The following is a 15,169-nucleotide window of genomic DNA, read 5'->3' on the forward strand; positions in this document are numbered from 1 at the left end:
GACAGGAAGAAGCAGCATGTACGACAACGACCACCAGTCCCCGCGCGACATCGTTGTGATCACGGGTGCGAATGGGTATTTGGGAAGCCACCTTGTGGCCCAAGCGCTAGAAGCTGGATACCGAGTGCGCGCAACGGTTCGTGAGGATCGGCGCGGCGATGAACTACGTGAGGATCTGACACGCGCAGGACAGGCCTCGCTCGAGAACTTGGAGATCGTCCTCGCGGAGCTTGATGCAGACGCGGGGTGGGCCGGCGCAATGGAAAGGGCCAGATTCGTGCTGCACGCCGCGTCACCCTTCCCTGCATCCGCGCCCGCTCATGAGGATGAAGTCATTGCTCCAGCACGAGACGGAGCGATTCGTGTCCTTCGAGCTGCGCGAGACGCCGGTGTAGAGCGGACGGTTATGACTTCGTCGTTCGCTGCGGTCGGATACTCACCGAAGGAGTCTGCGTCTTACACGGAAGCTGATTGGACTGATCCCGAGGGGGATCTCCAGCCCTACATCAAATCGAAGGTTGTTGCGGAACGCGCGGCATGGGACTTCGCTACGACGAACCCCGGGTTCGATCTCGTCGTGATCAATCCGGTCGGAATCTTCGGGCCTGCGCTCGGGCCGAAGCTCTCGACGTCCGTGGGGTTCGTCAAGGCGATGCTCGATGGCGCCATGAAGAGCGTGCCGAGGCAGCACTTCGGTGTGGTGGATGTGCGTGACACAGCTGCGCTGCATCTGGCCGCGTTGACCCACCCCGCTGCCGCCGGCGAGCGATTCCTCGCTGTCGCCGATGGACCGTCCGTGAGCTTCTTGGACGTCGCAATGATGCTCAAGGAGTCGCTCGGTGAGCGCGCATCTCGCGTCCCCGATGTGGAAGACAGCATGAGCAGCGACGGATCGGATGCCGCAACGATTCCGTTGATCAGCAACGCCAAGGCGAAGCAGGTTCTCGGATGGGTGCCGCGTCCGGTGCGAGATACCATCGTCGCGACAGCGGATTCACTGACGGGACTCGGTCTCCTCGATCAGTGAGTCGCGGGCGAGCGGTGCTATAAACGGGCTACACCCTTTGCCCAGACGAAAGCGGACGCATGAGCTCGACCAGCCGACCACTTCGGGCGGACGCGCGTGCAAACCGAGCCCGTGTGCTCGAGGCCGCGCTCCGAGTGTTCGCGCAGCGTGGCGGCGACGCCAGCTTCACAGATATTGCTAAGGAAGCTGGCGTGGGGGTCGGCACGGTCTACCGTCATTTCCCGACGCGAGAGGATCTCATCGATGCCGCTTACGCGGACGAGATCCGATCACTGACCGATGCCGTCCCTCAATTACTCCTGCAGATGGAACCGCGGCAAGCCCTGAGACGCTGGATGGACCTGTTTGCCGCGTACCTCGGAGTGAAGAGCAACCTGATCGCGTCCGGAGGATCCAGCGCCTTCGCAAGTGGCACCCACGCACACAGCCGCGAGCAGAACATCGCGGCTGTGGCGATGATCCTTGACGCGCGAGACGATGCGACACCGAGGCTCACGGCCGAGGAGTTGCTGTTGTCGACAGGGGGCATCATCCTGACCACTGACTCCCCGGATCTGGTGACCCAGCGAGCAAGGATGCTGGACTTCTTGGCAGAGTCGGTCTGGACTAAGTCGCGCGCGTAAGTGCGGCCGACGGGTGGGCCCGCATCGGCGAGTGGCTCACTCCGGACATGGCTCGTTGCGATCAGGATGGACTTACAGCGGCGCGAGCGCCGTCAAAGCGAGTGAAAAGGAATGCATTGATGCCAGGCCTACCCGAGCACAGCTCCGACACTGCGGCGCGCATCCTTGCGGCCGCCAGCGATCTCCTGCTCCGTCGAGGAGAACGTGCCGTAACGATCGCAGAAGTCGCTCAGCGCGCGAAAGTCGGCAAGGGTACGGTCTACCTCTACTGGGCGAGTCGGACGGACCTGATCTTCGGATTGATCGCTCGCGACTTCTTGGCTTTAGCTGAGGAGTTCACTCGGAAGTTCAGCGCCGATCCTGATCTCGCGCGCCCGTCTCGTCTCTTCCCGGAGTTGCTGAGAACTGCGCCGGGACGGCCTTTCGTTCGTGCCGTCCTGTTGGAAGACGAAGACCTTCTCGGGGTTCTGGCTGCCGACCCACGGTCAAAAGCCATCACGGATGCGCTCGGCCCGGAGAAGTTGATGATGGCCGTCCTGCCATCATGGCGCGCAGGCTCTCTCGCGAGCGACGACTGGACATTGGAAGACCAGGCCTACGCTGTGCTGGCCGTGTTCCGAGGATTTCTCTTCAGTCACGAACTTGAGGCCGATGGTGACCCACAGGTTGATACACCGGAGATCTTCGGAAGAAGTATGGCGGCGGTTCTGGGGGAGAAGCGTGCGGCTCCGGGTGAGGTGACAGCGGCTAGTGAAACGATCATCCGCTACCTCGAAGAAGGTACGGATCTCGTACTCAGCAAGATCGCCTAGGAGGCAAAAAGGAGAGTAAACTGACCATATGACCAAAACAGTCAGTTACTCACAATCCAGCCGACTTCCCCAACGTCGCGCTCTCGTGGTGGGAATGGGGGTGACTGGACTTGCTACCGCGGGGCGCCTGGCCGCCGCCGGTTGGGAGCCAGTCCTCATCGAACGCTCCGCGGATCGTAGGCGAGGCGGGTACTTCATCTGTCTCTTCGAAGCGGGGCGGTACGCCGCCGAACGACTCGGCATCCTTCCGTTCCTCCATGACCGCAATCCGCAGGGACGCACTTTTCTCACGGATCGGAAACTGCGATCCCAGCGGGCGCTCGGACTCAAGGACCTCCCCGGTTCGCCTTGGATGCTGTTGCGCAGCGATGTCGAAGACGCGGCTTTCGAAGCGCTTCCTGACGACGTCGAGATCCGGTACTCGACCGTTCCGGTGTCTGTGGACGCCGATGGAGATGGGGTCGACGTCACTCTCCGTGACCTCGCGTTCGGCACGGAGCGAACGGAGAGGTTCGACCTGGTGGTCGGAGCTGACGGCGTGAGGTCGTCCGTGCGACGGCTGGCGTTCGGGCCCGACGAGGATTTCCTGCAATCCTTCGGGTACATGATCTACGCCTTCCAGTACGAGGGTCAACCTCGCGGGATGCGGACGGGTCAGAGCCTCACCCTCGTGGAACCGGACCGTGCCCTGTGGGGGTTCGGGTTCGCCGACCACGACCCGACCATGATGCTGAGCTATCGCACGGACGACCCCGTGGGAGAACGCGCCAAGATGCCTGCTGAACGGCTACGCGAGGTGTTTAGCGACAGCCCACTCGGCGAGACTCTCAGCGATGTGCTCGAAGCAGCGGAACACGCGCCTTCACCTCTGTGGGACACGGTCGAGCAAGTACATATGCCGAGCTGGCACCGCGGAAGAGTGGTTCTGGTCGGCGATGCCGCGTGGTGCGTGACTCTGTTTGCGGGGATGGGAGTGTCCGCGGGACTGATCGGGGCCGACGTCCTGGGATCTGCTCTAGAGCGGCACCCGGAGGATGTCGACCAAGCCCTCTCTCACTGGGAAGAAACGATGCGCCCGACGATCGAGAACTATCAGCAGATCGGCGTCACCCAGCAGGATCTCTTCGTCCCGAGAAACCGTCGCCAGATCGCCCTTCGGCACGTGATTGCGTGGTTGTCACGTCGACGCTACGGGCACCTCGTCCTTGATCGACTGCTGCACAGCGAAGCCGACTCGCGTACCACTGATGTCGTCCTCCCTCCGGCGCCCTCATCCAACAACGGAGAGCACATGCTTGTCGCCTGATCGCGCACATCGGCCTCCTGTGGCCGGTGAGGGCGAGCACACCTCACACCTGTGGTGTCTGCGTCGTCAATACTTCGAGGCGCACCTCGATCGCCTCACCACGAAGGGAAATCCATGAAGATCGCAATCGCAGGTGGAACCGGCACGGTCGGGCGTCACGCCGTGAGCTCGGCGCAGCAGCGCGGCCACGAGGTCGTTGTTCTCTCGCGCAAGAACGGTGTTGATGTCATCGACGGCGCCGGCCTAGATGAAGCGCTCGTCGGAGTGGATGTCGTTGTCGATGTCCTCAACACGACCACGCTTTCCACCAAGAAGGCCGTGAACTTCTTCAGCACCGTTACGCGAAACCTTCTGGCCGCAGAAGCACGGGCCAGCGTCTCACATCACGTGGCGCTGTCGATTGTGGGCATCGATTCGATCGACACCTCGTACTATGCGGGAAAACTGGCTCAAGAGCGCCTCATCCTTGCGTCCGATGTGCCGCACACCATTGCTCGCGCGGCGCAATTTCACGAGTTCGCCCAGCAGATTGCCTCTCAGACGACAGTAGGACCCGTCACCCTCGTTCCGAGAACTCTTTCGCGTCCCGTGGCCGCGTTCGAGGTGGGCGCCCATCTCATCGAGGTCGCCGAGTCGACGCCTGCAGGGCGCGCGCAAGACCTGATCGGGCCTCAGAACGAGACGCTCGTTGGCATGGTACGTCGTATGTATGCCCACGACGGCATCTCTCGTCGAGCACTGGACATTCGCTTCCCGGGCTCGTACGGCGCTGGTCTCGCATCGGGGGCGCTGCATGGTGACGAAAGCGTGTCGCGCATCAGCGCAACCACCTTCGACGACTGGCTGGGATCCGCCACGAGAGTCAGGTAAATCGCTACTCCTCTCGACGCGGCCGACTTAGGCCGTACTCCCATCGGTCGGCGCGCAGCGCAGGCAGCGATTTCACGTGCTCTGTGAGTCGATTGACTCTCTCGCTGCACGAGTTCCGATCGGGATACTGGCGTCGGAGGTTGTGACTCATGGTGATACTGCTCTGGATATTGAACGGCGTGCTGGCGATAGTGTTCGCCAAGACTGGTTCATTCAAGCTAAGTCGGTCAAGGGACGATCTTCGCGCGGCCGGTATGGGTTGGGTAGACAGTTTTCCGCGCGGATCCGAGAAGGCAATCGGGTTCGCGGAGATCTGTGGGGCGATCGGATTGGTTGCCCCGTTGGTCACTGGAATCGCGCGAGTTCTCGCTCCGATCTCGGCGCTCGCGCTCATGTTCTTGCTGCTCGGCGCGATCGGGACTCACCTGCGCCGTAAAGAACGCGCGACGTTCCCGCTCGTGCTGGCTGTGTTCTGTCTGCTCAGCGCCCTCCTTGGCTTCGTGGTGATACGCGATTAAGGAAGGCAGCAGAGAACAGAGCACGCGATCTCGAGGCCCGTCTACCGTGCTTTCGCGGTAGACGGGCACTCGATGTACCGAGGAACTCGCGAGATCAGTCCGCGGTCGGGATCTCGCGAACCGGGTAGAGCACGCTCCCCATTCGATACTCGCCGCGAGGGACCATGGCATCGATCGGCCCGTCGCTTTCGACCGTGATCACCTCGCGTGTGTCACCGGATGCGGCGAGGGTTCCACGCAGCAGGTCGTCCATGTGGAAACGCTCCGGCCCCGCGATCTCCACTTCGCCCAGCGGTGCTGCAGCCAGAGCGATCTCGCCCAGCAGGGCTACAAGTTCATCGAGTTCCACCGGCTGAATCAGATCGCGAGGCACCATCACTTTGCCCTCCACCGTGTGCTGGTCGGCGAGGACCGGTACGTAGCTCTGGAACTGGGTAGAACGCACGATCGTGTAGGGGAGCGTTCCCTCCTTGAGCGCGCGCTCCTGCGCCACCTTGCCGAGGTAGTAGCCGATCTCCGACGCGTCGCCTTCTCCGACACCGACGATGGAGAGAAGTATGTGATGCTTGACGCCAGCTCGCTCACCCGCCGCGCTCAGCGCGCGGGTCGTCCCCTCGAAGAAGTCAACAGCACCTTCTTTGTCGAAACGCCCGGTATTCAGGACGTTGATGATGGTGTCAACGCCTTCGAGCACTTCCGCGACCCCTGTGCCCTGGATGTAGTCCACGCCGTCGTCGAGCCCGCCGGAGACCACCTCCACGTCGTTCTGCTCCAACAGGTCTGCGACCTTCGAGCCGACTCGTCCTCGTCCGCCCGCGATTAGCACCTTCACGACTCAATACTCCTTCCGTGAAGCGGTGGTTCCGCCCACAAAGGAGTGACGATTCAGATCGGGATAATGTGAGGACGCCTCGCTCAGCTGGTCAGTGCTGCCCAGGTCAGTGTCGACTGTGAGCGCGAGTTCACGCGTTCTGACGTGTCGACTCGTCGTGTCCGGCAGGCCCTAGGGAATGATCGAGTCGATATAGCCGCCGTCGACGCGTACCGCGGCACCGGTCGTTGCAGACGCGAGAGGGGATGCGAGGTACGCGACCATGTTCGCGATCTCCTCGGGCTCGATGAGTCGCTGCAGCAGCGACTGCGGACGGTGCAGCTTCATGAACTCGCGCTGTGCGTCGTCCCACGGCAGATCCCTGTCGACCAGCTCGTAGACGAAGTCCTCGACGCCGCCGGTGTGGGTCGGGCCGGCGAGCACAGAGTTGACCGTGACGCCGGTACCCGCAGCGTCCTTCGCGAATCCGCGGGATACGGCGAGCAGCGCCGTCTTCGACATCCCGTAGTGGATCATCTCCGCCGGTATGACGACCGCCGAGTCGCTGGCGATGTTCAGTACCCGGCCCCAGCCGCGCTCCTTCATCCCGGGAAGCGACGAGCGGATCAGCCGAACGGCTGCGAGTACGTTCACGTCGAAGTAGCGCCGCCACTCGTCGTCAGTGATGTCGAGGGCGGGCGTCGAGCCGAAGATGCCGAGGTTGTTGACGAGGATGTCGACGCTGCCGACGGCAGCGAGCACTGCATCTGCACCATTCGGGTCCGTGACGTCACCGGGGGCCGGGATCAGGACACGACTCGGATCCTCGCTTTCGAGATCAGCGACGACGGACGCAACGGTTTCAGGTGAGCGCCCGTTGATGGCGACACGAGCTCCGGTGTCCGCCAACGTCGCTGCTATCGCTCGCCCAATACCCTGGGTAGAGCCGGTGACCAGGGCGGCCTTGCCTTCGAGGTCGATGCGCATTTCAGGGTCCCTTCCGCCATTGTGCTGTCTCGTCCGACAACTGGAGTAGCGCTCACGCATATCGGAGACGATTGATGAGCAACGTTACGCCGAAGGTCGTTGTGCGTGTGCCGTGCCGGTTCTGCTCTTCCGGTTAGGGACGAGGTGGCCCGGAACTGATTGCACCTCGACCGGTCTGCACATGGAGCAGCTTTCCGGCGTTCTCCACGGTCGTTGGGACGGCGGCAAAGCGTACTGATGGCGCACTCGTATGGTGTTTCGATGTCCGAGCCAGCCGAGACCAAGGATCTGAGCGAGAAGATGCTGACAGGCAGTCGTGACAGGGCACGCGGGTGAGGCGCGATCTGCGTCTTCTCCCCATCGCCGGGGCGGTATGGGTGGTCGCGCTGCTCGGCGTGTTCGTACCCCCCTCGGCGGGGTGGTGCGTGCTCGTCGGGGTCGTCGGGGCATGCGTGGTGCTGGGTGCGATGCTGCGGCGCCGTGCCGTTCGAGCATCGGCGGCGGGCGTGGGGCTCGTCGTGCTCGCAGCTGCGGCGGCGGTGTCGATCACAGTCATGGTCGCGACACCGGCGCGCGAGGGCGCCGCGTCGTGGGACGGTCGTGTGGTCGAGGTGACGGGGGAGGTCAGCACCTCGGCGTCGGTCGGTCGGGATGGGCGCCTGTGGATGGAGGTGCAGCTCACGGGCATCGGGTCGCCGGGGTCGGTGCGGGCGGCATCGGCTCCGGTGCGGATCGGCATCGACCCGGCCGGCGGGTTCGATCTCGGCGCCACAGTCCGGGTGAAGGGCGAGGCGGCGGCGACGGATCCGGGGGAGAGGGCAGCGCTCGTCGTGTTCGCGAGCGAGGCGTCGGTCGAGGAGCCGGCATCCGGGGTCTTCGCGGTCGCGGCCGGATTGCGCAGCGCTTTCATCGACCGGGCGCAGCGACTTCCCGAGCCCGGAGCGGGTCTGCTTCCCGGACTCGCAGTCGGCGACACCCGCGCGGTGTCGACCGAGCTGAACGATGACATGCGCACCAGCGGTCTCAGCCACCTGACGGCGGTCTCCGGGGCGAACTGCGCCATCGTCGTCGGGGCGGTGTTCTGGTTGGCTGCGCTGTGCGGCGCCGGACGGGGGACTCGAGTCGTCGCGGCCGCTCTCGGTCTCGCGGGCTTCGTCGTCCTCGTGACGCCGGAACCCAGCGTGGTCAGGGCGGCGGTCATGGCGGGTGTCGCGATGCTGTCACTGCTTCTCGGGCGGCCGAGCGCGGGTGCGGGGATGCTGGCGCTCAGCGCGAGCGGCATCCTGATCGCCGACCCGTGGCTGGCCTCGACTGCGGGATTCGCGCTCTCGGTCTCCGCATCGGGTGCACTGATCCTGCTCTCGCCGTCGCTCACCCGCGGACTCGCGCGATTCATGCCGCAACCTCTCGCTCTCGCGATCGCCGTGCCGACGTCCGCACAGCTCGTGTGCGGCCCCGTCATCGCCCTCTTCGCAGAGCAGCAGTCTCTCGTGGGGCTCGTGGCGAACCTGCTGGCTGCGCCCGCGGCGCCGATCGCCACTGTCATCGGCCTCCTCGCGTGCCTCGCCGCTCCGGTGGGCGTTCTCGCCGACCTTCTGGCGGCGTCGGCATGGTTGCCCGCCGCGTGGATCGCGCAAACGGCCAGCATCACGGCCAGGCTGCCGTTCGCTCAGATCGCCATGGTGCCCGGCATCGCCAGCGCCGTGCTGGTCGGCGTCGTGAGCGCGGCGATCGGGGTGATTCTCGCCGATGGGTACCGCGCGGTGCCGGTCGTCAGGGGTGTCGCAGCGGCCGTGCTGGCAGTCGCGCTCGCCCTGGGCGGTGCGCATGTGGTGCTCAACGGTCCGCTGGCGACCGCGACCACTCCGGACGAATGGTCGGTCGCCGCCTGTGATGTGGGCCAGGGAGACGCACTCGTCGTGCGCTCCGAGGGGGCGATCGCACTGATCGATACCGGGCCGGAACCAGAGCTGCTCGCCTCGTGTCTGCGCGAACTCGGTGTCGAACGCGTGGATCTGCTCGTGCTCACGCACTTCGATCTGGATCACGTCGGCGGGGTCGAGGCTGTTCAGGGGAGAGTCGAGGCGGTGCTGCACGGGCCACCGGGGGAGAGCGGTGACGAGCGGATGCTGCAGCACCTCGGCGACGGCGGTGCGACGGTCGGTCAGGCGGCAGCGGGCATGCGGGGTGACCTGGGCGCGGCGTCCTGGCAGGTGCTGTGGCCGCAGCGTGGGTCGGAGGCGTTCCCGCCGGGCAACGACCAGAGCGTGGTTCTGGAGATAGGTGGCGGCGGCGTACCCCGCTCGCTCTTCCTGGGCGACCTGTCGGGGGAGGCGCAGCGGATGCTGGAACGCACCGCGCATCTCCGAGGCGGCTACGCGGTGGTCAAAGTCGCCCATCACGGCAGCGCCGACCAGGACTTCCCGCTCTATCAGGACCTGCACCCGAGTGTCGCGCTGTTCAGCGCAGGCGTTGACAACGACTACGGGCATCCGCGAGCGGAGACTCTGGCATCGCTCGAAGCTGCCGGTGCGCGAGTGCTGCGGACCGACCAGCAGGGCCGTCTCCTCGTGGGCCTCGCGGGAGAGGAGCTTCAGCTGTGGGCCGAGAAGCAGCCACCCTGACGACGGGGTCGACGTCTGTGGCCCCCGGTAGTCTGGAGGCATGGCTGCTTCTCGTACTCCTTCCCGCGGTGGGACCAAGGCAGCCAAGGTCCCGCAGGTGTCGTGGCGCGATCCGCGTCCGGCGCCGGTGGTGCTCGTGTTCGGCCCGGAGGAGGTCTGCGCAGAGCGCGCGATCGCCGGAGTCCGCGACTACCTCCGCACCGAAGACCCCGCGCTCGAGGTGACCGATGTCCGCGCTGATGACTACGCGCCCGGGACTCTCCTCGCGCTGACCTCGCCGTCGTTGTTCGGGGAACCCCGGCTGGTGCGCGTGTCGGGGGTGGAGAAGTGCTCGGATGCCTTCTTGCAGGAGGCTGTGTCCTACCTCGACCACCCGCAGGAGGGTGCGACAGTGATCCTGCGCCACACCGGGGCCAGCGTCCGCGGCAAGAAGCTGCTCGATGCGGTGCGCGCCGGGACGGGCGACGGCATCGAGATCCCGTGCCCTGCGATCAAGCGCGACGGCGACCGCGTCGACTTCGCTGCCGGCGAGTTCTCTGCGGCGAAGAAGCGGATCGCCCCGCCTGCGTTGCGCGCTCTGGTCTCGGCCTTCGCCGATGATCTCACCGAACTCGCGGCGGCATGCCAGCAGCTGATCGGCGACGTCGAGGGCGATGTCACCGAAGAAGTCGTCACCAAGTACTACGGCGGGCGGGTCGAAGTCTCTGCCTTCGTCGTCGCTGACACGGCGATCGCCGGACGCTATGGCGAGGCTCTCGTGGCCCTGCGCCATGCCCTCGCCTCCGGCGCCGACCCCGTGCCGATGGTCGCGGCGTTCGCGATGAAGCTGCGCACCATGGCGCGCGTCGCCGGAAACCGCGAGCCGAGCCGTCAGCTCGCGCAGCGACTGGGAATGAAGGACTGGCAGGTCGACCGTGCGCGACGCGACCTCGCCGGATGGAACGAGCGTTCGCTGGGAATGGCCATCCAGGCGACGGCGCGCGCCGATGCCGAAGTCAAGGGTGCCGCCCGCGACCCGATCTTCGCTCTCGAGCGGATGCTCACCGTCATCGCCACCCGCCAGCCGTTCGGCGAGTGAGCGCGGTCTGACGCGCGGCAGCTGCCTCGTCCGTCGAGATCGCTGGCACACACGGTTCCGAGCACGCGAAAGAGCCCGCCCCGCGAACGGGACGGGCTCTTGTCACACCGTCAGGCGTGGAATCGGCTCAGAGAGCGGAGACCTGCTTGGCGATGGAGGACTTGCGGTTCGCAGCCTGGTTCTGGTGGATGACACCCTTGCTGACGGCCTTGTCGAGCTTGCGGGAGGCAGCCTTCAGAGCAGCCTCGGCTGCAGCCTTGTCACCGGAGACGACAGCGGCGCGGGTCGCGCGGATGTGCGTCTTCAGCTCGCTCTTCACGGCCTTGTTGCGCTCGTGAGCCTTGTCGTTGGTCTTGTTGCGCTTGATCTGCGACTTGATGTTTGCCACGTGTGGACGCTTTCTGTACGGAGTTGTTAGGAAATGCCGGCAGAAGAAGAGGGCTTCCACTCGGCGGTCGTGAGGGAAGAACCCACACGCAAGCCAAGAACCAACTCTACCAGCATCCGGGCGGTTCACCCTAAACGAGCGAGGTGTCCTCGTCACTGATGCGGTGTCGGTGCGTGTGGGTGCACAATCATCAGTATCCCGACACTCGCGTCGCGACCCCGACGTCAAGGAGCGACATGAGCCCCGCCCTCCCATCCGGATCGCCGGTGTCCGCTCTGCGGAGAGTCGGACCGCCATGGATGACCGTCTTCACGCTCGCCTGGCTGGCGATCTGGACGGTGCAGCTCACTCCGGTCCAGTTGCTCCTCCCCTTGCAGTTGAACACGTCTGAGAAGGACTGGATACCCGGCGTCATCTCGTCCGGGCTGGTGCTCGGCATCGGCGGTCTCGCAGGGATCGTCGCGGGCCCGTTGGCTGGGGCGCTGTCGGATCGCGCGGCCGTCGGACGGCGGCGTCGGCGACCATGGGCGATCGGTGGCGTGCTCGTCACCGCGCTGTTCCTCGTGGTGACCGGTTTCAGTGAGGGGCCCTGGGCCGTGGGAGGAGCCTGGGTCGGGGTGTCGATCGGCGTCGCGGTGTCGTCGGCCGCCTTCACCGCACTGATAGCGGACCAGCTTCCTCCGACGCAGCGTGGCGCCGCATCCGCCGCCGTGGGCTCCAGTCAGGCGGTGGGCATCGTGCTCGGCGTCGGGCTCGTGGTGCTCCTCGGGCTCGGCATCCGTGAGGGGTACCTGCTGCTCGCCGGGATCATCGCGACGGTGGGAATCGGTGCAGCGCTGCTTCTGCCCGATCCGCCCGCGGCCGTCGACGCGACTCCGGTGACGCGTGATCGTCATCTGCTGGCATCGCTGCGCGATCGGGATTTCGCCTGGATGCTGTCGGGCCGGCTCGTGACCAACATCGGCAACGCGCTCGGCACCGCACTGTTCCTCTTCTTCCTGCTCCATGGTCTGCACCAGGAGACGACGGTGGCGCAGGACAACCTGCTGCTCCTGATCGTGGTCTACACGCTGTTCGTGGTGCTCGCATCGGTGTTCACCGGTGTGTTCTCCGATCGCACGGGCAACCGGCGTTCCCTCACGATCCTGGCGACCCTGGTGCAGGCGACCTCCGGCGTCGTGATCGCCGTCGTGCCGACCTTCGAGGCGACGATGGTCGCCGCCGCGCTCATGGGGCTCGGCTACGGCGCGTTCTCGACCGTCGGGCTCGCCTTCGCCGCCGACCTGCTGCCCGGCGAGAGGGACCACGCCCGTGACCTCGGCATCGTCTACGTCACGGCGGCACTCGGCCAGCTGATCGGCCCGGTGCTCGGGGCGGGGCTCGTCGCGCTCGTCGGGGGATTCTGGCTGGTGTTCGCAGCAGCCGCCGTGCTGTCGCTCGTGGGCGGTGCGCTCACGGCTCTGGCGAGGCAGCCGGCGCGGGAGCCGCGGCCTCACCCGTAGCCTCGGATTCGATGGTCGCGACGGCCAACCGCAGGACGGCGTTGAAGATCTGCGGACGCATCGCCGTGACGAGGTGCGTGGTGCGCGGCACGACGATGAGCTCTGCGTGAGGCGCGAGCCGTCGGAAGAGGGCCTCGTTGACTCGCAGCTGATCCCACTGTCCGTTCACGAACCACAGCGGCACGCGGATGCGGGCGACCGCTGTCGCGAGATCGAGCGTGGCGAGATTTCGCAGTGCCGTGTCCTGGGTGTCCAGCGCATAGCCGCCGGCGGCGAAATCGGAGCGCGTCTCTTCGGGGATCGTCGCTTCGAGGATGCGCTTCGTGATCCACATCCCGCGATCGGGCAGCCGATCGACGGCCCGCGCGATCGCGCGATACGCCGCGAGACCGGCGCCTCGGGGGAGCGACGTGCACGACGCGGCGACGAGCCCCGCGACCCTCGGTGCCTCCGCTCCGCCGACGTAGGCGAGTGTCAGCAGGCCGCCCATCGAGTGCCCGACGAGCAGCACGGGACCTCGCGTCGCTGCGTCGCGCACCGCGACGTCGATGGTGTGGAGCGCCTCGTGCAGGGTGAAGTCCTCCTCCATCCGGGTGCCATGCCCGGGAAGGTCGACAGCGACGGCCCCGATGCCCTGCTCCTCGAGGAAGGCGAGTTGCGACCGCCACATCGTCGCGGACGTACGGATGCCGTGCACGAAGACGATCTGGACGCTCACGCGTTCAGCATAGAGAAAAGCGGGGCCGGTGGATGGACCACCGACCCCGCTGCGAAGCTCTGACGAGTCAGGCTCCGAATGGATTACTTCTCGTATCCCACGTTCTCCACCGGCGTGATGCCGAAGAGGTCGAGACCCACGTAGGGCTCGGGCGTGAGGTTGGCGAGGCCTTCCTTGACGGTCCAGATCTCCGGGCCGTTGAGGACCGGGATGATGCCCCAGGTCTTCGCGAAGATCTCGGACTCCATCTCCATGGCCTTCTTGGTCTGCTCGACCGGGTCGGAGATCGTCTCGAGCTCCTCGTGGATCATCGTGTCGATCTCCTCGGTGCCGGTGCCCGACAGGTTCAGGCCGCTGTCCGAGCAGTACAGCTGGCAGAACCAGGCGGCACCGAACGGGTCGGACGACGTGAAGTTGAGGAAGAAGATGTCACCGTTCTGCGTGGTGTAGTCCTCGGCGAAGTCAGCGGACGGGCGGGTGTCGATCGTCACCTCGACGCCGACCTCCTTCAGCTGCGCCTGAACGGCGAGCGAACGTGCGCGAGCGGTCTCGGTGTCGGAGTGCACGGGGAAGACGAGCGACAGGCGCTGGCCGTCCTTCTCGCGGATGCCGTCGGCACCGGCGACCCAGCCGGCCTCATCGAGGAGCTTGTTGGCACCCTCGGTGTCGCCGTCCTTGCGGCCGGCCTCCTCCAGCGCGTTGACATAGTCAGGCTGGAACGAGAAGAGGGTCAGGGACCCTGCGGGCTCCTCGGTGTAGTTCAGACCGTTGAAGACGATGTCCTTGACCTGCTCGATGCTGATCGCCTCGAACACGGCCTTGCGGACCTCGAGGTCGGACAGCACCGGGTTGGTCGAGTTCAGCGTGAAGATCGCGTTCGCGGTCGCCTGACCCTTGTAGGTCTTGACGCCTTCGAGACCCTCGACCTGTGCGAGCAGCTCGGCGCTGCCGGTCTCGGCCATGTCGACCTCGCCGTTGCGCAGTGCGTTGACCGCCGCGGTCGGCTCCATCTGGATGAAGGAGACCTTGTCGAGCAGCGGGGCGTTGCCCCACCACTTCTCATTCGGGACGAGCGTGACGACGCCGCCGGTCTTGTCGAAGTTGTCGACCGTGTAGGGGCCTGCGGCCCATTCCGGGTGCCAGTCGCCGAGGAACGCCGTGTTGAACAGCTCAGGCGTGTTGACGGCCGGGTGCAGCAGCTGCGAGTAGACCATCTCGGGCCAGGCGAACTCGCCCTTGAAGGTCACGATGACGTCGCGGTCGTTCTCGCCGGCCTCGACGGACTCGATCTCTTTCCAGCCGTCGGTCGCGTTGGGCTGGTACTCCTCGTTCTCGCCGCTCTGGGCTTCCCAGGTGGCCTTGAACGCGGTGACGTCGATGGGCGTGCCGTCGTTCCAGACAGCCTTCTCGTTGACCTTGAAGTGCAGGACGGTCTTGCCGTCTTCGACACCGAAGGAGTAGTCGTCGAGGTATGCGTCGTTCTTCTTGACGGTGCCGTCAGGATCCATCAGCAGGATCTGGGGGCGGAACCACGTTCCAATCTGGGTGACGCGGGCGTCACCGTCGCTGTGGAAGTAGTTCAGCTGCTCGGCGATGTTCGAGACGGGGATGCGGAGTTCGCCGCCCTCTGCGAGGTTCTCGCGGGGCTGCGGGTTGTAGTCCGCGCCCTCGACCGTCTGAGCTTCGCCTTCACCGCTGTTGCCGCCGCCGTTGCCTGCCGGTGCGCACCCGCTCATGACGAGGGCGAAGGCGGCGCCGAGAGCAGCGATGCCCATCAGCTTCTGATGCCGTTTCATGGTACTCCTTAGTGCCTGTCGGCCTTACTTGGGATAGGGGCAGACTAACCCCGCAACTCTCGGGCGAAACCCCAGTGACACGGAACCGTTATCGGACTGTGCACATCGG

At 65.6% G+C, this 15,169-nt stretch carries 14 protein-coding genes; 9 read left to right on the forward strand and 5 right to left on the reverse strand.

Features of this window, described 5'->3' with window-relative positions:
• Positions 1 to 16 precede the first annotated feature (16 nt).
• The 6 genes from AB0P11_RS05170 (at position 17) to AB0P11_RS05195 (ending at position 5,156) form a co-directional block, all read left to right on the forward strand.
• Positions 17 to 1,027, forward strand: a complete 1,011-nt coding sequence (locus AB0P11_RS05170) for an NAD-dependent epimerase/dehydratase family protein (RefSeq protein WP_363520327.1) — start codon at positions 17 to 19, stop codon at positions 1,025 to 1,027.
• Between the two features lie 59 nt (positions 1,028 to 1,086).
• Positions 1,087 to 1,650, forward strand: a complete 564-nt coding sequence (locus AB0P11_RS05175) for a helix-turn-helix domain-containing protein (RefSeq protein WP_285363242.1) — start codon at positions 1,087 to 1,089, stop codon at positions 1,648 to 1,650.
• 119 nt (positions 1,651 to 1,769) lie between these two features.
• Complete coding sequence (locus AB0P11_RS05180) at positions 1,770 to 2,462, forward strand: helix-turn-helix domain-containing protein (RefSeq protein WP_363520330.1); 693 nt, start codon at positions 1,770 to 1,772, stop codon at positions 2,460 to 2,462.
• Positions 2,463 to 2,490: 28 nt separating this feature from the next.
• Positions 2,491 to 3,768: an FAD-dependent monooxygenase gene (locus tag AB0P11_RS05185; RefSeq protein WP_363520332.1), complete on the forward strand. Its 1,278-nt coding sequence runs from the start codon at positions 2,491 to 2,493 to the stop codon at positions 3,766 to 3,768.
• Positions 3,769 to 3,882: 114 nt separating this feature from the next.
• The gene (locus tag AB0P11_RS05190) at positions 3,883 to 4,638 is read left to right on the forward strand and encodes an SDR family oxidoreductase (RefSeq protein ID WP_363520334.1); all 756 of its coding nucleotides are present in this window, start codon (positions 3,883 to 3,885) and stop codon (positions 4,636 to 4,638) included.
• A gap of 149 nt (positions 4,639 to 4,787) precedes the next feature.
• Positions 4,788 to 5,156, forward strand: coding sequence for a DoxX family protein (locus AB0P11_RS05195; RefSeq protein ID WP_285363239.1), 369 nt, complete (start codon positions 4,788 to 4,790; stop codon positions 5,154 to 5,156).
• Positions 5,157 to 5,250: 94 nt separating this feature from the next.
• Here the strand turns inward: AB0P11_RS05195 and AB0P11_RS05200 are convergent, their stop codons facing one another.
• Positions 5,251 to 5,988: an NAD(P)H-binding protein gene (locus AB0P11_RS05200; protein ID WP_363520337.1), complete on the reverse strand. Its 738-nt coding sequence runs from the start codon at positions 5,986 to 5,988 to the stop codon at positions 5,251 to 5,253.
• A 171-nt stretch (positions 5,989 to 6,159) separates the two neighbouring features.
• Positions 6,160 to 6,954 carry an SDR family oxidoreductase gene (locus AB0P11_RS05205; RefSeq protein ID WP_363520341.1) on the reverse strand — a complete coding sequence of 265 codons (795 nt, stop codon included), beginning with the start codon at positions 6,952 to 6,954 and terminating at the stop codon, positions 6,160 to 6,162.
• Between the two features lie 332 nt (positions 6,955 to 7,286).
• Between AB0P11_RS05205 and AB0P11_RS05210 the strand changes: the two genes are divergently transcribed.
• On the forward strand, positions 7,287 to 9,578 hold the full coding sequence (locus tag AB0P11_RS05210) for a ComEC/Rec2 family competence protein (protein ID WP_363520344.1): 2,292 nt from the start codon (positions 7,287 to 7,289) through the stop codon (positions 9,576 to 9,578).
• Between the two features lie 40 nt (positions 9,579 to 9,618).
• Positions 9,619 to 10,656, forward strand: coding sequence for a DNA polymerase III subunit delta (gene holA / locus AB0P11_RS05215; RefSeq protein WP_053096547.1), 1,038 nt, complete (start codon positions 9,619 to 9,621; stop codon positions 10,654 to 10,656).
• 127 nt (positions 10,657 to 10,783) lie between these two features.
• On the opposite strand, the gene rpsT is transcribed toward holA, so the two are convergent.
• Positions 10,784 to 11,044, reverse strand: coding sequence for a 30S ribosomal protein S20 (gene rpsT, locus AB0P11_RS05220; protein WP_053096545.1), 261 nt, complete (start codon positions 11,042 to 11,044; stop codon positions 10,784 to 10,786).
• Positions 11,045 to 11,280: 236 nt separating this feature from the next.
• On the opposite strand from rpsT, the gene AB0P11_RS05225 reads away from it, so the two are divergent.
• Positions 11,281 to 12,546 carry an MFS transporter gene (locus AB0P11_RS05225; protein ID WP_363520348.1) on the forward strand — a complete coding sequence of 422 codons (1,266 nt, stop codon included), beginning with the start codon at positions 11,281 to 11,283 and terminating at the stop codon, positions 12,544 to 12,546.
• Here AB0P11_RS05225 and AB0P11_RS05230 read toward each other — a convergent pair.
• A complete protein-coding gene (locus tag AB0P11_RS05230) occupies positions 12,497 to 13,264 on the reverse strand; it encodes an alpha/beta hydrolase (RefSeq protein WP_072591399.1) in 768 nt (255 codons plus the stop codon). The two genes, AB0P11_RS05225 and AB0P11_RS05230, sit on opposite strands and share 50 nt — an antisense overlap.
• Before the next feature lie 83 nt (positions 13,265 to 13,347).
• Positions 13,348 to 15,060 (reverse strand): ABC transporter family substrate-binding protein, encoded by a 1,713-nt coding sequence (locus AB0P11_RS05235; protein WP_053096539.1) that lies wholly within the window; start codon positions 15,058 to 15,060, stop codon positions 13,348 to 13,350.
• Between the last annotated feature and the right edge of the window lie 109 nt (positions 15,061 to 15,169).

The organism is Microbacterium sp. NPDC079176 (genome assembly GCF_040686675.1).
Lineage (GTDB): Bacteria > Actinomycetota > Actinomycetes > Actinomycetales > Microbacteriaceae > Microbacterium.